This is a genomic window from Bradyrhizobium sp. Ash2021 (assembly GCF_031202265.1).
GTDB lineage: Bacteria > Pseudomonadota > Alphaproteobacteria > Rhizobiales > Xanthobacteraceae > Bradyrhizobium.
In genome coordinates, this window is sequence record NZ_CP100604.1 from 4,507,386 (window position 1) to 4,530,404 (window position 23,019).

Annotated in this window: 26 protein-coding genes, 1 tRNA gene and 2 pseudogenes; 17 read left to right on the forward strand and 12 right to left on the reverse strand. The window is 60.4% G+C overall.

Annotated features, from left to right (window positions below; genetic code table 11):
* Positions 1 to 235 precede the first annotated feature (235 nt).
* The 3 genes from NL528_RS21400 to NL528_RS21410 form a co-directional block, all read right to left on the reverse strand.
* The gene (locus NL528_RS21400) at positions 236 to 361 is read right to left on the reverse strand and encodes a hypothetical protein (protein ID WP_309184636.1); all 126 of its coding nucleotides are present in this window, start codon (positions 359 to 361) and stop codon (positions 236 to 238) included.
* A gap of 92 nt (positions 362 to 453) precedes the next feature.
* The gene (locus NL528_RS21405; protein WP_309184637.1) at positions 454 to 906 is read right to left on the reverse strand and encodes a VOC family protein; all 453 of its coding nucleotides are present in this window, start codon (positions 904 to 906) and stop codon (positions 454 to 456) included.
* A 145-nt stretch (positions 907 to 1,051) separates the two neighbouring features.
* Positions 1,052 to 1,237 (reverse strand): hypothetical protein, encoded by a 186-nt coding sequence (locus NL528_RS21410; RefSeq protein WP_309184639.1) that lies wholly within the window; start codon positions 1,235 to 1,237, stop codon positions 1,052 to 1,054.
* Between the two features lie 173 nt (positions 1,238 to 1,410).
* Here NL528_RS21410 and NL528_RS21415 point away from each other — a divergent pair, with 173 nt between their 5' ends.
* Positions 1,411 to 1,566 carry a hypothetical protein gene (locus NL528_RS21415; protein WP_309184640.1) on the forward strand — a complete coding sequence of 52 codons (156 nt, stop codon included), beginning with the start codon at positions 1,411 to 1,413 and terminating at the stop codon, positions 1,564 to 1,566.
* Positions 1,567 to 1,837: 271 nt separating this feature from the next.
* Here the strand turns inward: NL528_RS21415 and NL528_RS21420 are convergent, their stop codons facing one another.
* On the reverse strand, positions 1,838 to 1,984 hold the full coding sequence (locus tag NL528_RS21420) for a hypothetical protein (protein WP_309184641.1): 147 nt from the start codon (positions 1,982 to 1,984) through the stop codon (positions 1,838 to 1,840).
* A gap of 324 nt (positions 1,985 to 2,308) precedes the next feature.
* Here NL528_RS21420 and NL528_RS21425 point away from each other — a divergent pair, with 324 nt between their 5' ends.
* Both NL528_RS21425 and NL528_RS21430 read left to right on the forward strand, forming a co-directional pair.
* Positions 2,309 to 2,656, forward strand: coding sequence for a GrlR family regulatory protein (locus NL528_RS21425; protein WP_309185003.1), 348 nt, complete (start codon positions 2,309 to 2,311; stop codon positions 2,654 to 2,656).
* A 308-nt stretch (positions 2,657 to 2,964) separates the two neighbouring features.
* On the forward strand, positions 2,965 to 3,150 hold the full coding sequence (locus tag NL528_RS21430; protein WP_309184642.1) for a hypothetical protein: 186 nt from the start codon (positions 2,965 to 2,967) through the stop codon (positions 3,148 to 3,150).
* Positions 3,151 to 3,544: 394 nt separating this feature from the next.
* Here the strand turns inward: NL528_RS21430 and NL528_RS21435 are convergent, their stop codons facing one another.
* The gene (locus NL528_RS21435) at positions 3,545 to 3,712 is read right to left on the reverse strand and encodes a hypothetical protein (protein ID WP_309184643.1); all 168 of its coding nucleotides are present in this window, start codon (positions 3,710 to 3,712) and stop codon (positions 3,545 to 3,547) included.
* 184 nt (positions 3,713 to 3,896) lie between these two features.
* Between NL528_RS21435 and NL528_RS21440 the strand changes: the two genes are divergently transcribed.
* The 6 genes and pseudogenes from NL528_RS21440 to NL528_RS21465 form a co-directional block, all read left to right on the forward strand.
* Positions 3,897 to 4,133: a hypothetical protein gene (locus NL528_RS21440; RefSeq protein ID WP_309184644.1), complete on the forward strand. Its 237-nt coding sequence runs from the start codon at positions 3,897 to 3,899 to the stop codon at positions 4,131 to 4,133.
* Between the two features lie 67 nt (positions 4,134 to 4,200).
* A complete protein-coding gene (locus NL528_RS21445) occupies positions 4,201 to 4,962 on the forward strand; it encodes a Sir2 family NAD-dependent protein deacetylase (protein WP_309184645.1) in 762 nt (253 codons plus the stop codon).
* A 176-nt stretch (positions 4,963 to 5,138) separates the two neighbouring features.
* A complete protein-coding gene (locus tag NL528_RS21450; protein WP_309184646.1) occupies positions 5,139 to 5,819 on the forward strand; it encodes a cold-shock protein in 681 nt (226 codons plus the stop codon).
* A 175-nt stretch (positions 5,820 to 5,994) separates the two neighbouring features.
* Positions 5,995 to 6,426, forward strand: a complete 432-nt coding sequence (locus NL528_RS21455) for a DUF192 domain-containing protein (RefSeq protein ID WP_375144035.1) — start codon at positions 5,995 to 5,997, stop codon at positions 6,424 to 6,426.
* Between the two features lie 117 nt (positions 6,427 to 6,543).
* Positions 6,544 to 6,620 (forward strand) — tRNA-Pro (locus NL528_RS21460).
* 620 nt (positions 6,621 to 7,240) lie between these two features.
* A pseudogene (locus NL528_RS21465) lies at positions 7,241 to 8,242 on the forward strand (IS701 family transposase); the annotation flags it as partial.
* A 2-nt stretch (positions 8,243 to 8,244) separates the two neighbouring features.
* Here NL528_RS21465 and NL528_RS21470 read toward each other — a convergent pair.
* Positions 8,245 to 8,469: pseudogene (locus NL528_RS21470) on the reverse strand (IS701 family transposase); the annotation flags it as partial.
* A gap of 788 nt (positions 8,470 to 9,257) precedes the next feature.
* Between NL528_RS21470 and NL528_RS21475 the strand changes: the two are divergent.
* From NL528_RS21475 to NL528_RS21505, 7 genes are all read left to right on the forward strand, one after another.
* Positions 9,258 to 9,503 carry a helix-turn-helix domain-containing protein gene (locus NL528_RS21475; RefSeq protein WP_309184648.1) on the forward strand — a complete coding sequence of 82 codons (246 nt, stop codon included), beginning with the start codon at positions 9,258 to 9,260 and terminating at the stop codon, positions 9,501 to 9,503.
* A 252-nt stretch (positions 9,504 to 9,755) separates the two neighbouring features.
* Positions 9,756 to 11,450: a site-specific integrase gene (locus NL528_RS21480; protein ID WP_309184649.1), complete on the forward strand. Its 1,695-nt coding sequence runs from the start codon at positions 9,756 to 9,758 to the stop codon at positions 11,448 to 11,450.
* A complete protein-coding gene (locus NL528_RS21485) occupies positions 11,447 to 12,481 on the forward strand; it encodes a site-specific integrase (RefSeq protein WP_309184650.1) in 1,035 nt (344 codons plus the stop codon). The genes NL528_RS21480 and NL528_RS21485 overlap by 4 nt, the downstream gene beginning before the upstream one ends.
* 318 nt (positions 12,482 to 12,799) lie before the next feature.
* On the forward strand, positions 12,800 to 13,357 hold the full coding sequence (locus NL528_RS21490) for a hypothetical protein (protein ID WP_309184651.1): 558 nt from the start codon (positions 12,800 to 12,802) through the stop codon (positions 13,355 to 13,357).
* Positions 13,358 to 13,378: 21 nt separating this feature from the next.
* A complete protein-coding gene (locus NL528_RS21495) occupies positions 13,379 to 13,543 on the forward strand; it encodes a hypothetical protein (RefSeq protein WP_309184652.1) in 165 nt (54 codons plus the stop codon).
* Between the two features lie 77 nt (positions 13,544 to 13,620).
* Positions 13,621 to 14,001 (forward strand): hypothetical protein, encoded by a 381-nt coding sequence (locus NL528_RS21500; protein WP_309184653.1) that lies wholly within the window; start codon positions 13,621 to 13,623, stop codon positions 13,999 to 14,001.
* A complete protein-coding gene (locus tag NL528_RS21505) occupies positions 13,983 to 14,384 on the forward strand; it encodes a hypothetical protein (RefSeq protein ID WP_309184654.1) in 402 nt (133 codons plus the stop codon). The genes NL528_RS21500 and NL528_RS21505 overlap by 19 nt, the downstream gene beginning before the upstream one ends.
* Positions 14,385 to 15,033: 649 nt before the next feature.
* Here the strand turns inward: NL528_RS21505 and NL528_RS21510 are convergent.
* Positions 15,034 to 15,402, reverse strand: a complete 369-nt coding sequence (locus NL528_RS21510) for a hypothetical protein (protein WP_309184655.1) — start codon at positions 15,400 to 15,402, stop codon at positions 15,034 to 15,036.
* Between the two features lie 551 nt (positions 15,403 to 15,953).
* On the opposite strand from NL528_RS21510, the gene NL528_RS21515 reads away from it, so the two are divergent.
* Entirely contained in the window at positions 15,954 to 16,661 is a 708-nt protein-coding gene (locus tag NL528_RS21515) for a cytochrome c oxidase subunit 3 (protein WP_309184656.1), read from the forward strand.
* A gap of 207 nt (positions 16,662 to 16,868) precedes the next feature.
* On the opposite strand, the gene NL528_RS21520 is transcribed toward NL528_RS21515, so the two are convergent.
* The 5 genes from NL528_RS21520 to NL528_RS21540 form a co-directional block, all read right to left on the reverse strand.
* A complete protein-coding gene (locus NL528_RS21520) occupies positions 16,869 to 17,069 on the reverse strand; it encodes a hypothetical protein (protein WP_309184657.1) in 201 nt (66 codons plus the stop codon).
* Positions 17,066 to 17,905: a hypothetical protein gene (locus tag NL528_RS21525; protein ID WP_309184658.1), complete on the reverse strand. Its 840-nt coding sequence runs from the start codon at positions 17,903 to 17,905 to the stop codon at positions 17,066 to 17,068. The genes NL528_RS21520 and NL528_RS21525 overlap by 4 nt, the downstream gene beginning before the upstream one ends.
* 81 nt (positions 17,906 to 17,986) lie before the next feature.
* Complete coding sequence (locus NL528_RS21530) at positions 17,987 to 19,270, reverse strand: IS256 family transposase (RefSeq protein ID WP_309176722.1); 1,284 nt, start codon at positions 19,268 to 19,270, stop codon at positions 17,987 to 17,989.
* 305 nt (positions 19,271 to 19,575) lie between these two features.
* On the reverse strand, positions 19,576 to 19,773 hold the full coding sequence (locus NL528_RS21535) for a TenA/THI-4 family protein (RefSeq protein WP_309184659.1): 198 nt from the start codon (positions 19,771 to 19,773) through the stop codon (positions 19,576 to 19,578).
* Positions 19,774 to 20,602: 829 nt separating this feature from the next.
* Complete coding sequence (locus NL528_RS21540; RefSeq protein ID WP_309179520.1) at positions 20,603 to 22,276, reverse strand: transposase family protein; 1,674 nt, start codon at positions 22,274 to 22,276, stop codon at positions 20,603 to 20,605.
* Positions 22,277 to 23,019 lie beyond the last annotated feature (743 nt).

Sequence of the window (23,019 nt, forward strand, 5' to 3'; positions counted from 1 at the left end):
TCAGACCCCGCCGCGTAACGGCAGGGCCTGATTTCGCGTAAGATACGGCGCCCGGTTTGCGCTGCACGTGCGTCAAACAGAGATCTCAAATAGAGATCAATGGCCGAAGAACAACCAAAGCAGAATGATCACCGGAATCGGCACGCCCAACAACCACAGCAGAATTCCTCTTCCCATCGTCTCCTCCTCGAAATCTTTTGATCGCGAGAACAACGTACGAGGGAGGGTGGGGTTCCTATGACTTTGGAATCTCCGACAGCGATAGTCCGATTCGGAACAGCGAGTAGCCGTTCTGATCGACGGCGTCCCGCACCTCCGCATTGACGTCGTCGGAATGGCGGCCGCGCGTGTCAGCCGCCATTCGTCTTCGGTGCCGGATGGAAACGGCGCGTCCGCTCTTGTCACCAGCCGGTAGCCGGGATGGCGGACGTGCACATAAAATCTGTAGAGGGCTTACCAGTGGCCGGTGTTCGGCATCGAAGCCCACGGCTCCGCCGGCGGCTTCGGATTGCCTTTTTGCAGCAGCTCGATCGAATGCAGATCCGGCGAGCGCACGAACGCCATGTTGCCGTCGCGCGGCGGCCGGTTGATGGTGACGCCGAGCTTCATCAGCCGGTCGCAGGTCGCGTAGATGTCGTCGACCTCATAGGCGAGGTGACCGAAATAGCGGTCCTCGCCGTATTTCTCCTCGTCCCAGTTGTAGGTGAGTTCGACCAGCGGTGCGCCGCGATTCTGCGGCGCCTGCTTGAACAGGCCTTCGTCTTCGGGCGCACACAGGAACAGCAGCGTGAACCGACCCTTGTCGTTGTCGACGCGGCGCACTTCCTTCAGCCCCAGCGCGTCCTGATAGAATTTCAGCGCGGCATCGAGATTGCGGACACGCAGCATGGTGTGGAGATAACGCATGTTTCTTGGCTCCCTCTGGTTTCTTTTAAGAAGGTTCGATAGTTCGGCGCACTGAATAGCAGCAAAATGCCCGCGAGGGCAGGCCCTTGCGTGCGGGTCAAAACCCCAGGGTTTTCGCCGGAAAGCTAAGGGATCACTTCGCGGCTTACTTGGCGTAACCCTGGGAGCGGAGCCACGCGATGCGGCGGTCTCCGTTCATCCAGTCGTCCGCGTCGGATTTGCTTTTCAGGCCGGTGATTTCCCGGGGCTCGACGCCCGGGTATTCCGCCAGGATATTCCAGTCGTCCTCTGCGTTTCGGACGATTTTGAAGGTCACTTTTGCTTTTGCCATACGCCATTATGCACGCAATTTCCCCGGAAGAGAACCGCCTTACGGCGGGCCTGCGTCGTTTCCATCGAACGGGCACCAATTCCGGCAAAAGCGGCTGGTCTCGATCGCGTGACCTTCCGCACATATTCGATCCGCGCTCTCCGTCAATCCTGGATCAAACGGAGAGATATCCGATGTATTTGGTCGAAGGCATGATCGTTCTGGCGATCGTTTTCTTTTTCGTGCTGTCGGACACCGATGCAAAGACAGTGCGGATGAAATTATCGGTCTTGAGCAGCCTCGGTATGCTATTGGCGATGCTGGTTGTCGCTCCTCATTTGCCGCACTGACGACGCGGCCGGGCCAGTCAACGCACGGCCACGGGCGTTCGTAACATCCCTCAAGGGCCGTACCGTCGAAACCTCGGGGTCGAGAAAATACCGGGCCGAATCGATCCAGCGATAATGGATCGGCAGGTGATGCTTGCCGTCGCCGGCAGCGTGTCGCCGCTTACGCGCGAAAGTAGCTTCACACAATGCGGATTGGATATCGTCCGCGTGAAGAACATGCGGCAGGGGCAAAGCCCGGCGCTCCGCTCCGATTCAATCGGACCGGAAGGCGTCAGTGGGTCTGTTCGAGCCGTTCGGCGTAGAGCCGGAATTCTTCGGCCATCTCGATCAGCTTCTTCGAGGTTTCCGGATCGTTGACGGACTGAGCCAATCGCTTGGCCCGGTTGGACTGGTCTCGGTAGTGGTCGGCTTGGGTCATGAGAGCACCTTTTCAGGTAAGTCCAGACCGGGCTGAAAAGGTTCGATCGCGCAAAATGAAATTCCGGCAAGGTTGGGGGCGTCAGGTCGTCGCACAGGGCGTGGCGAAAGATCGCCGTTGCCGTCACCACGAAGCCGAGAAAAGTAACGGTCTTTTAAGCCGGCAGCGGACGGGAAAATGCGCCCCCTGTTCGTTCCCCGAGAACAAAAGGAGTCCCGCTATTCCCTGTCCGACGGAAGCCGTGGCAAGCCGTCGCGCGGCTTCTCAGCTTGCACCGGTAATTGTATCGATATGCTCGCGCATATTCTCAATCGTCCGGTTGCCATGAAGAACGGTCTTTATTCGATCCACATCCATATGCTCGACGGTGTCAAAGGCCGCGACAGTGGTGTGCTCATCCTTCGTGACGGCGTATTGATCGGCGGCGGTCCCTATTTCTGGTCGTCCGGCGCCTACACCTTCGGTGCCGGGACCTGGAAAGGGCACCTGACCACCAACCAGCACTCGCCGTTCTCGGATCGGTTTGTCCGGCCGTTGTTCGGCGGAGAGGAAGTCACCAGCGGGTTTTCCGGTACCTTTGCCGATGATCAGGCCGAGGTGTTCGGCACGGTTCTGGTCGGGACCCGCAGCCTGAGTTTTCGCGCGACGTTGAAGAAACTCGCGGACGGCTGAGGCGTCGGCGCCGGCTGTGGACGAGTGCGCAGCAAGACGATGAAGGTGTGGAGGAAAACGGCATTTCCGCCCTGTGGATATGCTGCGGATAATAGTTGGATATGCTGCGGATGATTAGGGTCTGGGTGGACCCTTATCCAGACCACCACGCCGTCGCGAAGGGGGCGGCTTGCGGCGGTCTGCTAACGAACCCTTTCCAGACAGCCGATAACTCCAGGCAACCGATAACCCTATTCAGTTAGGTTAAAGCCCAAATCGCGTTGTGCTGATCTGGGGGTGCGATAGGGATGGCTGCCGAGAGAACAGCCATGGTCCCTTCATTTCACAACGCGGACAAGCCGACCCACCGCCGCGTAATGGTGGTTGGTCTGCTATTTTGCCTGGCTTTCGTTACGATCAGCTTTTCGCTCCGGCCGTTCCCGGAAAGCGGCCAGGTGCTGGTGAAGGCCGACAGGCTGGTGCGCACGGCCGGCGAACTGCACAAAGCCAATTAACGGATAGCGAGCGCTCAAACCCTGTCAGTCCGGCGGGTCCTTGCTGGGCGAGCGGTGGTAGATCGCGATGGCGATAAAGCCGCCATAGGCGATGATGTTGAGCAGGACTTCCATCCACGGCGGCATGGGCTACCCCTTCGGGACAAGAATCCCGGTGTAACCAAACCACGAAACTCACGATTGGTTCCCGCGCCGGCCGAAGGTCGGTCCCGACCTGAACGCATAGCTCGCATGTCACCCATCACACAATCTCAGCGTGCTGATGCCGGGTTCTTCTATGCCTTCTGACATCGGTGGACGGTATTCTCGGCGCGGCCGCTGCGGCCGCTTTGGTAACGAAAAAGCCCGGAGCATCGCTCCGGGCTTTTTGCCGCCTGTCGCGTAAAATTCCGCGCTATTCCCAAACCGACGGCCGGGTAAACCCACTCCACGCATTGCCCAGCGTCGTAGCGTAATATTCCTCACGCTCGCGTGCGAATTTCTGCTGGGTGGCTTTGAAGCTGGCGACGCGCGCAGCGATCTCTTCGCGCTCGCGCGCGACCCGGTCTTCCTGTTCAGTCATTGCCCATCCTGGTTGCTGTGAGTCTTGTCCCGGCCCTATTGGCGTTCGCGATTGGGGCACGAATTGGGAAACAGCGTCGCAGGATTGTGATCGCCTGCGTTCAAAGCGAAGGCGGTGGATAAGGACGGAACTCGCCTTGTGGCTTGCGCACCTTCCCGCTAGCGAAAGGAAACGGGAGGCTGTCATGGCAAAAATCGATCTGGATTCGCTGAGCATCGAAGAACTCGCAGCCTTGCGCGATCATGCGACCGACAAGCTGTTTGAAAAGGTCGCCGCGCGGCGCGCCGAGCTCGAAGCGGAACTGGAACGGCTCGCCCAGTACGGCAAGCCGGTGAAAAAAATCGAAGGCGCCCCGGTTGCCAAGGTCAAGAAGAGCGAAGAGGCGAGGGAGCCGAAGGAGCCTGTCGCCAAAGCGGCCTAGCAGCGCCGATCCCGCAATTGGGTTGACCGTGCTATAGTTGGTGCAGCCAACAGTCGGATGGTCGCCAGTGATTGCCAAGGATCTGCGTAACGGCGTCGAACAGCTCGGCAACATGATCGCCGAAGCCTCCAGCATCGTTCCCTTCACCGGTGCCGGTATCTCGACCGAATGCGGGATCCCCGATTTTCGCTCCCCCGGCGGGCTATGGACCCGCAATCGCCCAATCCCGTTCGACGAGTTCGTCGCCAGTCCCGAAGCACGGGACGAGGCATGGCGGCGGCGCTTTGCGATGGAGCCGACCTTTGCCGCCGCGAAACCCGGGCGCGGCCACCGTGCCCTGGCTTCGCTCTACAGGGCCGGCAAGGTTCCCGCGATCATCACCCAGAACATCGACAATCTGCATCAGGTATCGGGTTTCAAGAGCGACGACGTGGTCGAACTCCACGGCAACACCACCTACGCCCGCTGCATCGGCTGCGGACAGGCTTACGATCTGCCGTGGGTCAAAGCGCGTTTCGATGACACCGGCAGCGCGCCCGACTGCACGCTGTGTGACGACCCGGTCAAGACCGCAACAATCTCGTTCGGACAGGCGATGCCGGAGGACGCGATGCGTCGCGCCACGGAACTGGCGCAGCAGTGCGACCTGTTCATGGCCATCGGATCGTCGCTGGTGGTGTGGCCGGCCGCAGGGTTTCCGCTGATGGCCAAGAACTGTGGCGCCAAACTGGTCATCATCAACAACGAGCCGACCGAACAGGATGACATTGCCGATCTGGTGATCCGGCACGACATCGGGGAAACCCTCGGGCCGTTCGTAGGCAATTGATTGCCTGTTTGATTCGCGGCGGTGCAAGACTGTTCATAGTTCCCGGAGGGTTAGTTTTTTAGCTATGCGCGGCAAGCGGGAGTGTTATCTTTTGATTTGAGAGATTCGCGCGGCGGGCGCGTGTTCCGGCTCAGTCGCAAAACGACGGGCTGCCAATAAGTGTGGGGTCCGGGGTCATGGGGTCGGACAGTTTTGAGTCCAAGAAGCTCGGTGGTCCGCCGTCAGGCGGGGCAGGGCAGAACCGGCTTGGACAGAATACGCTTGGACCAGGTGAATTCTCCGCCGGTGCGGAGCGCGATCCGGCGATGGATGCGCTGTCGGGCCTCGGCGATGCCGCCGCCAACCTCGTTGAAATTTCCGGGGTCATCAAATGGTTCGATGCCTCGAAAGGCTACGGCTTCATTGTACCCGACAATGGTTGGCCGGATGTGCTGCTGCATGTCACCGTGCTCCGGCGTGACGGCTATCAGACGGCTTACGAAGGCGCGCGGCTGGTGGTCGAATGCGTGCAGCGTCAAAAGGGCTATCAGGCGTTCCGGATCGTCTCGATGGATGAGTCCACCGCGATCCACCCGGCACAGATGCTGCCGCCGCGGACCCATGTCAGCGTCACCCCGACCAGCGGTCTGGAGCGGGCGCAGGTCAAATGGTTCAACCGGCTGCGCGGCTTCGGCTTCCTGACCTGTGGGGAGGGGACACCGGATATCTTCGTGCATATGGAAACGCTGCGCCGCTTCGGCATGACCGAACTGCGCCCCGGCCAGTATGTGCTGGTGCGGTTCGGGCCCGGCTCCAAGGGCATGATGGCCGCCGAGATTCACCCCGAGGGCGGTCCGTCGGCGCTGTCGTCGCACTAAAATTATCCCATACCTAACTGACGGAATCGTGAGCCGGGCCGCATGCGTCCCGGCCGCGGCCTCTGGCATTTGCCGCAATCATCGGGTTAGGGTCGGCCGGCAAAAGATCAGGTGTGAGTGTTTTTCCATGAATTTTGATCGGGTTGTCGTCCGGGCTCGCCTGTACGTTTGGCTGATGCTGATCGCAGCGCTTGGCGCGTTGGCGAATTCTGACGCGCGGGCGGCGAGCGTGCAGCCGCTCGAGATCGTCACCAAGTCCGGCGTGCAGGTGTTCTCGGTTGAGATGGCGACGACCGACCAGGAGAAGGAGACGGGCCTGATGTACCGCAAGGAGTTGGCGGACGGCAAAGGCATGCTGTTCGATTTCACCCCGGAACAGGAGGTGTCGATGTGGATGAAAAACACCTACATCTCGCTCGACATGATCTTCATCCGGGCCGACGGCCGGATCCTGCGGATCGCCGAAAATACCGAACCGCTGTCCACCCGGATCATCTCCTCGCGCGGGCTGGCCAAGGGGGTGCTGGAGGTTATCGCCGGGACGGCGCAAAAATACGGAATCCAGCCCGGCGACCGGGTGGCGCACCCGCTGTTCAACGGCCATTAACATTATGTTTTGACGCGTTTTCTTGACGCGAACCGGTACCACCTCGGTCGAAAACGCTATGGTACCGCCTTGATGGCGCCGGTTTAAGCGTGTATCGACGCAGCTTCCCAACATGATCGGGGTATAGCGCAGCCTGGTAGCGCGGCAGTTTTGGGTACTGCAGGTCGTTGGTTCGAATCCAGCTGCCCCGACCAAATTGAACTATAATATCAACACATTAGTCGCGACGATCGTGGATTAAAAAACTCAGCTGGCGCCATGTAGGCACCATGTAGGCACTCGCAGGAGACCGCGCCTGTTGTTTGCGTGCAACGTGCTTGCCGCTGATCTAGCTACCTCGGCTCATGGTGCAGAACCGATGGCGAGGCGTAATCTCTCGTTGAACAAAGACGCAATACGCCTTGTTGGCTTCATAATCTGATTTAGCAAGCGGTGGGAGTTGCGTGACTGCCGCTCGCCAGTCGTCGAGGTCAATTTCAGCTGACGTTCCCTTGGGCTCTAGCCGCAGGATGTTTTGGACCCAGATCCTTGCTCTCACGCTCCGGTTGAGCTTGGATAGTACTAGCTGGGAATCAATCAAATGCGAACTCTGGGAAATCGTACCCGCTTCTGCCGGGCCCCTTCGGCGGTTTGAGAGTATCGGATTTGAGCATTCAACCAAACCCCAAGGCGCGACTGTGAATGATGACTGAGCCGTCATTGGAAGATCGTGTTATTTCTTTGGGCAATGGATTACCGGCGATTCCAGAGCGGCTGCTGTTGGCGCATGCGCTCGGCGAAGTACTCTTCATTTGCGGAGCCGGCATTTCAAGGTCGGCAACAGGCGATCCTGGGTCGCAGGGATTGGGATGCGGATGCCTTGCGCGATATCGTCCGCGATTATGTCATCGAGCATTTGGCGGACGATGACGCGGTCCTCGTGATCGATGAGACCGGCTTTCTCAAACAGGGCAAAGCGTCGTGCGGCGTGGCGCGTCAGTACACTGGTTCGGCGGGCAAGATCACGAACTGCCAGATCGGCGTCTTCGCGGCCTACGTTTCGTGCCACGGTCATGCTTTCATCGACCGCGCGCTGTATCTTCCGAAGGAATGGACCGACGATCCAGATCGACTGAAAGCCGCATACGTGCCCCCCGATACCGGCTTTGCGACCAAACCAAAGCTTGCGACGAGAATGATCGCACGCGCCATAGCCGCGCCTGTCCCGTTCAAGTGGGTTGCAGGCGATACGGTCTACGGTGTCGGTGACATTGAACAGCAACTGCGTCGCGCAGGCAAAGGCTATGTCCTGGGGGTCAGCAGCGCGCATGTATTTCGATCCTGGGGCAAGCGTCGATCGGTCGCCGGCACGGCTGCCGACATCGCCCTGACGCGGCGTGCGTCCGACTGGAAACGCCTGTCAGCAGGGGCCGGAACCAAAGGACCGCGGCTGCATGATTGGTGCTATCTCGAATTGGCCGACCTGGCCGGAGAACCAAACGACGAAAATCCGGGCCTTTGGACACGCGGTCTGCTGATCCGTCGTCGTATCGCCGATGGCGATCTCGCCTTCTTCACCACCTGGTGCCCAGCGGCAACATCGATCGAAACACTGGTGGGGGTCGAAGGCCATCGGTGGGCAATCGAGGACAGTTTCGAGACCGCCAAGAACGAGTTCGGGCTCGACCACAACGAGAGCAGATCCTGGCACGGCTGGCATCGCCACGTTTCCATGGTGATGCTCGCCTTCGCCATGATGGCGGTGATCCGCCATCGCGCCAATCCGCCGGCGCCAAAAAAAACCAAACGCCGAACCACGGCAAGGGTCAAACCATAGCCACGCCGCCGCCATGGACCAGGATCGCCTGCGGCCTCAGCGCGCATCCAACCAGTCTTGCGTTGCTCATCTCCAAGCAGACCTTCCAGAAACAAGCCAGCATTCTTCGCAACACGCTCTTGCCCGAACAATGGACGTATCCGCTTCTTGATCTCCCGAAGCGACGCCGCCCACAACGCAAGCGTCTCTTCAATCGACGCTGTCCGCGTCCACGATGTTCGAATCATGGTTGCCCATGGATTCAGAAAACCTCACAAAAGGCAACTGTATTGCTAGGATCAATCATAGGCGGATGGTCATCGGTGCGCGATGCCTTAAAAATATCAACGGTCGCCAAGGAGTTGGCGTCGGCTGGAGCGAAGTTAAAAGAGCTTTCCGTGCTCCTTAGTGGGACTGAAACCGGCCTCCGTGACATTCGTGACATCACGATAACCTCCGAAATTGCAAAGATCCTAGCACTCGATCCGACCGTCGGTTCCTTGAACAATGCGCATGAACTTATTTCGGCGTTCAACCGGGAAGCAGCGCGGATAGCCCACGTCTGCTTGGTGGCTGAGGCCGATTTGCCTGAGCCGTCCAGCAAAGGAGGGCGTCCCACGCTGGATGCGCATTGGTATGATGATTTCACGGCACTGTTGTTGCAAATAGCCGACAAGGCTGGTGTAGAGCCTTCGCAAGGTAAAGATCGCGATGATCAAACCCGAAGCGGTTGGCTCCTCAATGCGGCACTGGCTCTTGAGTCCTTCTTGCCGCGCGATATGCGCTCACCAAGCTCGGAAGCTTGTGGAAAACGCCTGGAGCGGAGCGAAAGACGCCTCCGCGAAGCGTCTGGACAAAAACTCTCGGCAAGCTGACGGTTTTTGTCGATGTGATTGCTCCCTGATCATTCCCTAGTTTGGAATTTGAGGGCCCGGATGTCCGGGCCGTTGCGCTGCGGCCCAGTGTTTGCCTTCTTTGATGGCGCAGTTACCCGGGTCTTGGCGCTGTGGCGCCTTTCATTCCAGAGGGAAATTCCGTGAAATCGCAATCGTCAACCGACAACGCCGTGGTCGCGCAGAAGCCGACCGCCACCACGATGGTCCTGCTCACGCCGAAGGAGCAGGCCAAGATTCTCAAGGTCAGCCTGTCTTGGTTGGCCAAGGCCCGTATGCGCGGCGATGGCCCGCCCTACATCAAAGTCGGCCGCTCGGTCCGCTACACCGAGGCCGGTCAGGCCCAGTACCTGAAATCCCGTCAGCGCCTCTCCACCAGCGAAGTGTAGTCGCGTTTTTGCGCGGTCTCGTAACCTGGTCGAGGATGTAACGATCGTCTATCTCTATACATAACTATACATCATTATAATCTTAGATGATCCAAGGTTAGGACGATATATAATAGTACATGTACCCATTATACTATTGACAACATCCCAATTTACTTCACAGTACATCAACGGCAACGCCGGTCATCTCCGATCGGCATCGGAGACATCCCAATGGCCCAAACTGGCTTGCTTGAACCCTCGTTCGCCGACGTGCTTGCCGCCGTCGAGATGGCGAAGGACCTGCCGAAACAGATCGTTACCCATTGGCTCTGCTCGTTGCGCCAGATCGCGGTCGCGCTCGACAAGCCGCCGGAGTTGATCCAGGCGCGCTGGACCGCGGTTCGTCACCCGGTGGCCCGGTTGCACCACGCGCTGCTCGGCATCACCCAGAAGACATTGGCCAACCATAAGTCGAATGCGCGGGCGGCATTGGTGTGGTTTGCCGGCGAGCACAATGTGCCTGCACGCGGCGCGAAATTCACGGCCGGGTGGGCGGCGCTCCGGGATCGTCTCAGCGATCGGCACCAGCGCAGCGTCCTGTCCTCGCTGATGCGGTACTGCTCGGCAAAGGAACTGGGACCCGCGAGTGTCGATGAAGCCGCGCTCGACGCCTACATGGTCTATCGCGCCGAAACCTCAGCGCTTGCCACCGACGCAGCGGCCCGGCGCTCCATCGCCCGGTCCTGGAACGCTTGCATCGGTTCGGTCGAGGGTTGGCCGGAGCGGCGCCTGATCGAGCCGCCGATCAAGGCAGCCGAGGGGCCGTCCTGGGAGAGTTTTTCGGAGGTTCTGCGCAACGACATCGATGCCTATCTCCTGGGTCTGACGAAGCCGCGTAAGGGCCATACCGGCAAGCGAAGGGCACCGTGCAAGCCGGCGACTATCCGCGTGCGCCGGGCCATGTTGGTTGCCGCGGCCAAAATGGCTGTGCGGGCAGGGGTGCCGATCGAGAAGTTGACCTCGTTGGGCGCGATGCTGCACCCGGACGTCTCTGAACCCATCCTCGAAGCCTACTGGGAAAAGGATGGGGAGCGGCCGAATGTGTTCACCATCGATCTGGGGGTGTTATTTTTGAGCATCGCGCGTCAGATCGATTGCCTCGACGAAGCGGCGTTGGTGCGCCTGGACGATATCCGCGCCGAGTTGGAGCAGCACCGCCAAGGTGGACTGACCGACAAGAACCTCGCCGTTGTCCGCCAGGTCCTGACCGATGGCATCTGGACCGGCGTCGTCAACCTGCCGGAGGCGATGATGGCCCAAGCGCGGTCGCTGCATTACCACGCGCCCGTGAAGGCCGCGGTGGTGGCGCAGGTCGCCGTCGCCATCGCGATTTTGACGGTCAACCCGGTGCGGCTCGGTAATCTTGGACGCATTCGGCTGGACGAAAACCTGATCAAACCTGGTGGGCCCCATTCTCAGTACTGGCTGGTGTTCCCCGATTACGACGTGAAAAACCGGGTAAAGCTCGAGTCTCAGTTTAACCAAAGGCTGAGCGAACTGCTCGACGAATACATCCACGACTTCCGCCCGAGTCTAGTGCGTGGCGGTAACGAGCCGTGGCTGTTCCCCGGCGAGACAGGAGGCTGCAAGGGCCCGACCGTGCTGAGTGACCAGATCACCAAGCGGATCTTGAAGGCTACGGGATTGCGGATCACCGCGCATCAGTTTCGGCACGCCGCCGGAGCAATCATCCTGAAGAACCGTCCCGGCGAACACGAGTTGGTTCGTCGCGTTCTCGGTCATCGCAACATCCAGACCACCATGAGTTTCTACACGGGCTTGGAAACCACGCAGGCGGGGAGGGTGTTCGGCGACATGGTTCGGGAAATGATCTTCACCGCTGAGGATGACCCGACTCCGACGACCCGGTCTGGCCGTCGTAGGCCCGACAGGAAGGCAGCATGACCAAGCTCGTGCGTTCCCTGCCGTTAGCCCTATGGCCTACGGCCGACCGCCAGGCTTGGCAAGATGCCAGCCGACCTGGGTTCCGCCTCAAGCGCGGAGGCGCGGCAAGCCATCTCGCGGAGATCACCCGAAACGATTTGGCCCGACGCTACGGCTACTTCCTCGACTTTTTGCACAGAACTTCCCGGCTTGATCCGGGGGCAGGGCCAGCGGCGCAGGTTTCGCCAGAGAACGTTCGGGAATATCTCGCCGAATTGCAGGCCCGGGTTCGATCGGTGACGGTTCATGGCTCGATCTACAAGCTGCGCCGCGCCGCCGAGCTGATCTCAGGAGGTTCTGACTTCACATGGCTGGCGGAGATCGAGAAGGATCTGGCGTTTGTGGTGGTTCCGAAGTCCAAGTTCAACCGCATCGTCACGAGTGAGGTGCTGGTCGAAGCCGGGTTGGCGCTGATCGCTGAGGCGGACGCGAACGTTCGGACCGAATTGTCCTGCGCTCGCTCCGCCCGCAATGGGCTCATGATAGCACTGCTTGCCCTTAACCCGATGCGACTGAAAAACTTCGCCGCTCTGGAAATCGGGGGCTCGTTTGTTGAGGTCAAGAGCACCTGGTGGGTCAAACTGAATCGCCGAACCACCAAATCCCGTCGTGTCGATGAACGGCCCCTCCCGGACTTCCTGAAACCCGCGATAGATGCCTACATCAACCGGCAGCGGCCGATCCTGGCGCGGTCGGATACGTCGAGCAATGCATTGTGGGTATCATCGAACGACGGCTCGCCGATGACTTATGATGGCGTTGCGCGAGTGCTTTCTGCAACCACGCTCGCAACCATCGGCGTCGATGTCAGTGCCCACTTATTCCGCGGCGCTGCGGCAACTACAGCAGCAGTTTACGGCGGTAGCACGCCGCATCTTGCAAGCGCCGTTCTTCACCACACGGATCCCCGCGTCACGGAGGCCCACTACAACCGCGCGACCAACGCGACAGCCGGGCAGACCTTTCAGGGCATTATCGATGAATACCGCTGACTTTAGCAGCGCAGCCGGATGTCTGCTCTAGGGGGACACTGTTGAAAAAGGCAAAAATTGAACAGCTCCGAAATTCTCGCGAAGGTCGAACTCTTTTGCCTCGGCCGCTGAAGGGCTCCACGGAACGGATGCGAGGGTCTTTGGTCGCCCTCGAGCGAATCGATGTAGTCCCTCACGCCGCCCCAGCTTGCTCCGACCACAACGCACCGCTCGCGGGACCCGCCGACGGCGATCGGCTTGCCGCGCTGCTCGACGGACGCGTATTCGAAGGGTAAATACGCCGCTGCGCAACGCGACGCTGAGCACGCGGGCAGGGGCATGTGGGCGGACAAGGCGCAACGCGACCTGCTGAAGGCCACGCTGCCGCCGTCGGCCGATGCCTACAAGCTCGAGCTGCCGGCCGATTTCAAGCCGCCGGGCGGTGATGGCGTTGAGTTCAAATTCGATGCCAGCAACGCCGGCCTCGCCGCGGTCCGGAATTTGGCACACGCCAAGGGTTGGTCGCAGGCTGACTTGAGTGACGTGTTGTCGATCTACGCCGCCCACACTGTGCAACAGGAAGCGGCGCTAACCGCCGCCCGCAATGCGGAGATCGCCAAGCTTGGTGCCTCGGGTCCGGTCCGCATTGACTCGATTACCCGGTGGTTGCGGGCCGAAATCGGAGATGTCGATGCGAAGCCTATATTGGCGACGCTGGTCACGTCCGCACACGTCCGCATGTTCGAGCGCATCATGGGTAAAATCTCGTCGCAGGGCGCGTCCTCGTTCTCGCAGAGCCATCGCGTTGCGCCGGATCAGTCGGTAATTCCCGGCTACGAGAAGATGAGTTTCGAGCAGCGTCGTCACGCTCAGGATCAACTCGCGCAGCGGCGATGAACGGAGCGGGGAGCGCACGCCATGTTTGTGATCGGCCCCGAGCAACTCGCCCTGTACGCCGCGCGGCTTGCCCTTGCCGGCGCGACGAATTCGCCGCTGTCGGATCAGCGAAAGGTCATCGACTTCGCGTCTGCCCGGCAGCGGTTGCGTCCGCCTGAGCCCGGCAGCCTTGCCGGTGAAGCATGAGCACCGCGGCACCATTTGCTCGTGTCGTATTCGATTATGCCGAGTTTGTTGCGGTGGTGAGGGAGAGGTGCGAGTTGATGGAGATCGCGCGGCTCGAGCTCGATCGCATCGCGGGGCTTGCGACCGGCCATGCCGGAAAGCTTCTTTCGCGCAGCCCCGTCAAACGCATGGGGATGCAAAGCCTGGGCCCCATTCTGCAGACCTTAGGGCTGATCATCATGGTGGTGGAGGATCCAGCGGCGCGCGACAAAACGCTGGCACGTCGCACGCCGGTCTATGCCCCCAACGTTCGAAACGGCAACACCTGCAATTCGAAAAAGCAACTCCCGCCGCCCGAGGCTCCGACCAAGGAAAAGCCGGCACTTCGGCTGGTCTCAACGGAGCCGCCATCGCGCAGCCACCTCCGCGTCATTCAACCCCGGCGGAAAGGATCCAAAGCATGTCACGCGGCGTCCTGATTTCGGCGACCTCGGCGGCCGGCGTAGTCACGACCGCCAGGCGTCGCCTCGCAGCTGCTCTCGCCTTCCTGCTGTTCGCCAGTACCGCGCCTGCGTTCGGTCAGATTTATGAGCCCTCCCAGGGACCGTCCGGCCAATCGAACCTCGCGCTGATCGCACCGACTGCGCCGGCCGCCGCCAACAATAATCAGATCGCCACCACGGCATGGGTCAAGCTGCAAAGCTACCTGACCGGCAATCAGACCATCACGCTGTCCGGCGACTGCGCTGGATCCGGCGCGATGTCGATTGTCTCGACCTGCACCAAGACCAACGGCGTAGCATTTGCGGCATCGGCGACGACCGATACAACGCAGGCGGGTGGTTTTTACGAAGCGCAGTAGACGGCAATTAACCGCCTGCAAGCGGCCATCCTAGCTGCGCTACGGAAGCGTAGCGGTGATACGGTGACCGGTGACGGCGCACCGCAGCGGTGGCGATTGAAAGGGGCCGCCAACTGAGGCGGCCTTATTGTGGTTTGGGCGGTTGCAGTTCGCTCGCGATCAAATTCTGAATATATGACAATTGCATTAGATCAACGTCGTTGCATTTGACACATTGAAATTTACGGCCGCCGGTTCTGACGATCAAGAAGTGCATAGGCTTGCGGCACTTCGGACAGGCGGGAGGTGGAGAGTTTTTGGGCATGACGCTCACCCCTGGATTCAGGCGGGAGCGCAACACTCTCAGTCACCGATGAAAGCCGAGGGCGGGACGGTGATAGCCCCAGCCTACTCCCAATCTGGAACGGGCGCACGACAATTCAAACTAGGCCACTCGCAGATTCAAAATAGGCCACTGTTTAGGAACTATCCCGGCTGGGGAGAATTACGCAGCCGTGCCTATTAGGGCATGACAAACTTCCCCGGCCCCAGCCCACCCCCGAGCTGGGACCGTTCTTTTGGGCAAAAGAAAAACCCGCCGGTTGGGGCGGGTTTTGCAGGTGTTATGCCGCTTTCTTCAGGCGGTAATTTGATGGGTCGTAGCCATCAATTACCAACGGCTGCGGGTCTGCACCTTTATCTGCGACGGGAACCGCTCACCGCGCTCCCACATGGCGTATTTCCGCGCCGTCCAGTCGCGCTGATCGCGCCAAGCCTGGTAATCGGCCTCGGTGCGCTTAGCTGAAAACACCCGCCACGCATCCTCGAACTCGGCGCGCGTCTGGTCGAATGTCGCGACCGTGCCGTCGAGATATTCGCCCGGCTCAGATCCGGGGTAGAAGCCGCATTGCCAGCCCCATTGCTCGACGTCGACCGGCACGCCGCTGCGCATCGCGATCGTGCCGACACGGACGTCACCGAAATAGACGTGCCAGCAGTCGGCGCGGTCCTTGGAAAGTCGGCGGGTGAGGGCGGGCATCTGGTGTCAGGTATTCGATGCGGAAACAGTCGATCGGTGAAACGATCTAGCCGCTTCTCCGAACCTTTCTCGTCATTGAGATGACCGACCAATTCACCGGACTGGCGGTAGATGTTGACCCCTCTGAGGTCGTAAAGCTTCTTACCGCTAAGATCGAAAATTCCCGGGCCGATCACCACGCCGACATAGATGCCCTTACTGTTGAATACCTTGCCGTTCATGGCCGGCCTCCTTGTCCGAGGGACCCCGCCGTGAACGCTGCGCTCATTGGCCGGCAATAGCGAGAGAAATCGAAACTCCGGACCCGTCTGGAGCCCGGCCGCCCGCCCTGGATTCGTCAAACCGCCCCGGCCGCTACCCCACCCAGCCCAAAACGGCAAACCCTCATCGGCGGGCTTCCCTGAGTCAGAGAGGGATATGCGGCAGCGCCGGGTGATGCCAAAAATAAGGAGCCATAGAAACTTCGCGCTGCGCTGCGGAACGTCTTTTCCTTGTCCAAGCGCTGAGCTTGTGATCGGCTGCCGCTCAGGGGGCGGGCAAGGAGCCAAGCCGTGGGTGTGATCCTCCTATTCCTGGCCGGACTTGCGCTATATGCCGGATGGTGGCTGTCACACCAGCGGCTGATGGCAAAACCCTGGCTCGAGGAGGGCGTGATCGGCGAGTTCCCGGGCGGCGGCGGATTATCGGCGTCGCCGGCGAAGATCGGCCTCGGCGTCTTTCTCGCGGTTGCCGGCTCACTGTTCGCGCTCCTCATCAGCGCTTACGTGGTGCGCATGGGTATGCTGGACTGGCGGCCGCTGCCGGTCCCCCCGCTGCTCTGGTTTAATACCGGCGTGTTGGTCTTGAGCAGCGTCACCCTGCAATGGGCGCTTGCCGCGGCACGTCGCGGCGACCACGACGGCATGGTCACAGGAGTGCTCTGCGCCGGCGTTTCCGCAGTCGTTTTCCTGATCGGGCAATTGCTGGCGTGGTGGCAATTGATAGCGGCCGGTTATGTGGTGGCCGGCAATCCGGCCAGCTCATTCTTCTACTTGGTGACGGCGATTCATGGGTTGCATTTGCTCGGCGGCCTCGTGGCGCTCGGCCGGACCATCGCCAAACTGTGGCGCGGCGCCGACTTGCCGACATTGCGCCTGAGCGTGGAATTGTGCGCCACGTACTGGCACTTCCTGCTGCTGGTCTGGCTGATGCTTCTGGGGCTTCTGGCCGGTTGGACAGTCGCCTTCCTCGATGTCTGTAGTCGCTTGATTTCGGGCTGACCCACTTCCTTACGCGTGAGCAATGACCGCAGACTCGTCAAACCGTCCCGGCCGCTACCACGCAGCCGAAAACAGCAAAGGCGCATCAGCGGACCCCGCTGAGTCAGGGCGGGGCATGTGGGACGAGGATCGTTAATGGTAGGCCGCGTTCACGACGAGGCGGTCCGAGGCACTGCGCGGACGTCGTGAAGTTTCGCGTAAGCTAATTCAGCCGATTTTGTTCGTGAGGACGACGATCGAGCGCAACATTGTCATCGGGTTGACCACCACAGCCGCGGAAAGCGTGACGCCATTTTTTTCGTCGACAAAGTTTCCCGATTCCGTTGACGACACAATCCGGGCGTACTGGTCCCCAGTGGCCTCTCGATAGAGGCCGCTCGCATCTGCCGTCTGCCGAAATACCGTCATGCCAACTTTCTCCAGCCCTCGAATGTTCTTTGATCAGTAATTGCGTCCTGGGGGCCCATCGGCGTCGGGATCTGGGTTTTTGCCATAGTTCCCTCCGACACGAAACCGTAGCAGCCTCCAGCTCCACTTTCAATTAGTCCCCGGACCTCCGAATACGTCACCGAGGCGTTCGTTCCAATAACCACCTGCTGAGAGTAGGGCTGCAGGAGCTTCAGCTCGTCAGCATAGCTCAAATGGATGTCCCTTAAGATTCGGTAAAACGTCTCGGAAGGCTTCTCGATGTTTAAGCCGTGTTCCGTAGCCTCACGCCTGTTGATCGTATAATCATGGCTTCCAGAATCGGCGCAAAGAAAATCAATCAAGGCCTTGATTTTCTTGGCATCTTTCACCTGCTGCTTAATCAATTTTCCTGCTAAAAAGCGGATTTGCGCCCTCGATCTGAATATTTCTCCCAGCACCAGCGGATGTATTTGCTGTGACAAATGCGTGAGGATGGTAGTCATCGCAGCAGGGCCACGAATTCCGAAGTCCGAGCGGGCCGCATCCAAGTAGCCACGAACGCTCTCAACGCTCACCGGCACCCGTATCATCTGGTTGCCGATGTTGACCTGAGGATTCAACGGATTGTTCACGCTCGGATCGATAGGCCCGAGCGCGGCCTGCTTTGTCATCACAACTACATCTGCACCTATGGATATGAGTGTGCCGGCGCTAAGAGCTTTGAGCGGGATCAAGACCTCAAGTTCATCACAAAAGGTCCGAATTAAATTGACCAGTCGCCAGGCCGCTAAAGTGCTTCCGCCGTTGGTATGAAGGACAAGCGAAATTTTTGGCACAGGGCCGAGCTTGTCGAGAAGATCAACAAAGAGATCGATGCAGTCCGAGCTATCGCCAATTTTTGGTGACGGCCTGATCAGTCAGGCGGCGGCGGTTGCGGGCTGAGGGGCGGCCAGCTTGGCGGTGACCTCGATCCCGTCGGTGAATTTCACACCGAGAATGATCTTTGGCAAGTGTGCATGTCCGTCGAGCCGTCGCCAGGATCGTTGCGCCCCTTCGACCAGCTTGAATACCATGGCGAGAGCGGTCTTGTTTGAGAGGCAGCCTTTCGATCGGATCGTGCGGTGGCGGACGGTCGCGAAAGTGCTTTCAATCGGGTTGGTGGTGCGCAGGTGCTTCCAATGCTCGGCCGGGAAGTCGTAGAAGGCGAGCAGCAGGTCGCGATCCTTCGTCAGACAATCGACGGCCTTCTGGTATTTCGGCGTGTAGCTTTCGATGAAGGCGTCGAAGGCGACTTCGGCATTGGCCTTGGTCTCGGCCATCCAGATTTCCTGCAGCGCCCGCTTGGCCTTTGGTTGCACACTCTTGGGTAATTTGCCCAGCACGTTCGCCGTCTTGTGCACCCAACAGCGCTGCTCGCGTGCTTTCGGCCAGACCTCGCCGGCCGCTTTCCAGAAGCCGAGCGCGCCGTCGGCGATCATCAGCTCGGGCCGGGCATCGAGCCCGCATCGCTTCAGATCCAGCAGCAGATCGCGCCAATCCTGCGCACTTTCCCGAGCGCCATCGGTGAACCCGACGAGCTCTTTCTTGCCCTCGGGCGTCGCGCCGATCAGCACCAGGATGCACTGCTTTTCATCTTCCAGCCGCGCCTCGAGGTGGATGCCGTCCGCCCAGACGTACACGTAGCGCTTGCCCGACAAATCACGCTTGCGCCACTGGGCATGATCATCCTGCCAGCCGTCCTTCAGGCGGCCGATGGCGCTGGCCGAGAGGCCGGGCGCATCCTTGCCGAGCAAGGCCGCCAGAGCGTCCGAGAAATCGCCGGTCGAGATGCCCTTCAGGTAGAGGATCGGTAGCAGCGTCTCGATCGACTTCGAGCGGCGCATATAGGGCGGCAAGATCGATGGCGAGAAGCGGATGCGGCGGGGATCGCCGGCTGCGGCCTCGCGATCGCGCACGCGGGGCTGGCGCACCGGGACCGCGCCGATGCCCGTCATCACCTCGCGCTCGGGCAGATGACCGTGGCGCACCACGCGTTGGTGGCCATCCTCGGTCTTCAAATCGGCATGCTTGGAAAGAAACCCGGCGACCTCGGCCTCCACCGCCTGGGCGAGAAGGGCACGCGCCCCATCGCGCAAAATGTCGGTGAGTTGGTCGCTGAAAGTTCCTGGCTGAATCAGTTTTACGACGGTATCCTTAGACACGGCATATCGCTCCTTTGGTGGAGAAGTGGAGGCGTTGAACACCCCCACGATATGCCGCCTTCCCGATTCACGCCGTCACCAACTTTGGGCCATAGCTCATGCAGTCCTGTGCAATAGCTGTTTCCAGCCCCTGACGGTCAGAAGTCACGAAGGTCAGAACCTTGGTCTTCCGTTCCCTCTCGATCTTTGCGTAGAGCTTTTGCCTCGTTGCGTAATCCACTCAGAATCCCCCAGACCCGGCGGCATCCAAGCGCAACCGCAGCGCGAGGGCAAGAGGGAAGCCGCCCGCGATCGCTTGAAGAAAATCAGGAGCGAGAGGCGGCAGCTTTTCCGCTTTCCGTCACCTCATATAGAACATCGCTGACATTAGTGGTCGCGGCCTTAAGCCAGCCCAGGTCGACGAGACGCTGATACTTCCGGCGATCGATATTGCCGCCTGTGTATTTGCTGCCACCTTGGTCCACGATTTTGCGGATCAGTTTCAAATCATCGGGCTCAGCCACTACTTCTTCGCCTTCAGCCCGAACTCGACCATGCGGCAAACCTATTTTTTGGGAAACAATCTGTCGGTCGATTTGTCGAGCCGTCGCGATGCCAGTGAGCTTAGGTGCCCTACGAGTTCGCCCGTAGTTTTATAGATGTTTGCACCTCTCAGATCATACAGCTTCTTGCCAGATAGGTCGAAGACGTCGGTACCTACCACGTTCGCGACGTGACGCCCCTCGCTGTTCAAAAGTTTCCCGTCCATAAGGTGCCGATTTGGAGCTCGTATCGAATCCCCCACCCACATGCGACCACGATTTCCCCGGGTGGGGAATTGTTTTTTAACCAAATCAGTGATGGGATATCCGCGGAGCCTCAGAAACTCTCGCAGCGGTCCCTTGCCGGGGATAGCGCTGCATCCGCGATAGGCGGGCCGTCGGGCTTGCCGGCCCTATCACCCGCCGAAAGAACTGCCGCGCCCATACCGTGGGCCGCGACCGGCTCACTATGCCGGGAGTGCCACGGCTATGCAATACCCTTCGGGGAAAGGCCCTGGCGCACGCTTCGCGGCGTGTTTCTGAGCTCCCGGTGCCAGTGCCGAACCGCTGGCGCACCCGGCCCTCAGAAAGCCGGTTAAACCGCGAGCAAAACCACCATGACCATCGAAAGACCTATGTTTCCGCCCCGGGCGGACTCTCCGGATTCGTTTTTATCTCGACCCGCTATCGACCACCGGGAAAACCAAACCCTCACCAGTAACTCGCTTAGCCCGATTGAGGGCCTAGACCTCGCGCTGCTTCGCTTCGTCAATTTGTCAATCGGCTTGCAAATTTGACCCCGCGTATTGCCTCATCTGAGGATGTTACTTTCGCTTGACGGATGTAGCTCCGACTGTCGGCCGGGCCGAGGTTGCGTCGTTGCTCGCAGGATCGGAGGGACTGGGGACGTCGCGGAGTGCCCATCACACGCAGCGCCGGCCCCAGTCCCGGGATCACCAATGGTGGCCGGTGCCGTACCCCCGGCCATGCGCGGGATGATCACCTCGGCTGCGTTGCGTCTGAGTGATCGCAACAAGCGCTGCACGATGGTGTGCTGCGGCGGCCCGAATTGTTCGGGGGAGTGTTCGGCGAGACGACCGAGGATGGCCAGCGCGGTCAGACGAGGTTCGGCCGCCAGCCAGCGCTCGATGTCGGCGAGGTGCGGATCGAGCATCGATGGCATTTTCATGCGCTTTTTGTATGGCTTGTGCATGCGCCGATGGATGATGCGCTGCTCCCCCAGATGCACATCATTGCCGAGCCCCTTCGCGAACGCTGCCGCGTTCGTTGCCGGAGCCGGTGGGCTGGCTGCTGCCGCGAGCTTGCCCGCTCGGGCGCCGACGCGCGTGCCGAGCTCCGTCTGGGCGTCCCTCATCTCGGCCAGCAGGGCCACGGGATCGAGCGTGCGATAAAGCTCTCGAAGACGCCGTTTGACGCCTTTGCTCAACTTCGGATGCGCCAGTGCGCGCGCATAGGGCGTGGCCGGAACATGATAGCGCTTGATCACTTTCGCGCCCTCGCGTCGCTTGTCCTTCAGTTTGAAGGACGGCTGGAAGAAGTTGGTGTGCAGCCGCGATGCGGCATACAAGCGTTCCAGCACGCGTGTCGTCTCGACGCCATCGAAGCGACCGTATCCCACCAGTCGCCGGACGACCGCGCCATTCTTCTGCTCGACGAACGCCTGATCATTCTTCTTGTAGGCGCGCGAGCGTGTCACCTCGATCTTTTGCATGCGACACCAGGGCACGACGACATCGTTCATAAACGCGCTGTCGTTGTCGAAGTCGGCGCCACGAATGAGCCAGGGAAACAGGTTCTGTGCGCACTCCATGGCTCGCACGACGAGGCCGCTCTCGCGCGTCACCAACGGCATGCATTCGGTCCAACCGGTCGCGACGTCGACCATCGTCAACGTCTGAATGAACGAGCCAGCTACAGATGTGCCGCCATGAGCCACCATGTCGACCTCGCAGAACCCCGGCGGCGGATCGTGCCAGTCGTTGAACGTCCGGATCGGAACTTCACGCCGTACCGCCGAATAAAAGCCGACCCGCCGGCGCTTACCGCCGGCTGCGGCAATTTTGGTCTCGACCAGCAGGCGATCAATCGTGGCTGCGCTGACGCCGAGCACCAGCGCTCGATCGGCATGGTCGAGCTTGAGCCGGCCATGCCGCTCCAGCGAAGGCAGCAACGTCGGAATCATTACCCTGAGCCGCTTGCCGCAGATCCGATCCGAGGCCTCCCACAGCGCCACCAGCGCATCCCTGATAGGGGCGCCATAGGTCGGCCTTCGCTGCCGCCGGGCCTCCGGCGAAATTGCGACATGGATGGCAAGCGCCCGAACCGCGTGCTTGCGATGCCAGCCCGTCACCGCGCAAAGCTCGTCGAGAATGCGCCCCTTATCTGCCCGCCCCGCAGATCGATAGCGGTCTACCACCGCCGCCGTGATCTCGCGCCGCGCACCCATGCTGATCCGTCCTGCCATCGGCGACACCGATCCGATTCGGTATCGCCGCCCTAATCCTGACGGTCAGTTCTCCGGTAACATTATTGATGAGGCAATGCGCCCCCTACAGGTTGGTCTGTTGCGCGAAAGCGCCATCACCGCGTCGTGGATATCGGCCGGGATTGTCAGCGGGCTATCGAGCGGCTTTTCGGCCCACGCCCGCCATCGATCGAAGCATCTTTCATCGGACGACCCTGTATGCTTTTGCCCGCCTGCTACGCGGCATGCCGCCCCATGCTGAGGTGCGTTACCTCGCCTTTGACCGCGCCCGACGCGCCGCGCAAGCGCTTGCCGGCGTGGGGCGCGGAGGCTGATGCTCGCTTTCTCTGGCCGCAGGGACGCTGGCACTGTCGGCGCTGGCCCTGCCGGGCACTGGCACTATCGGCTCTGGTCGCTACGGAGGTCGTGGTGCGAGAGGCCGGTTCGATCAACCCACCATCGGGATAATCCCGCGCATGCGGATCGGCAAGAGCGGGTTGTAAAATCACGAACGATTGACTTCGAGGCGGCTAATCCCGCCAGAAGTCCTTGAACCGCGTCGCCCGCAGCATGCCGATATAGGCGAACATCAGGAGCCCGCCACCTTCGGCCGCGCGCATCAACATTTCCGCTGCCGTCTGCCATTCCGGCCGCCGCTGCATCGGCTTGGGTAGGGCGGCGATGTAGTGCCGGCATCGCCCAAGGTGCGCAGCGTGCCGCCATCGGGCAGTTCGATCGTGTCA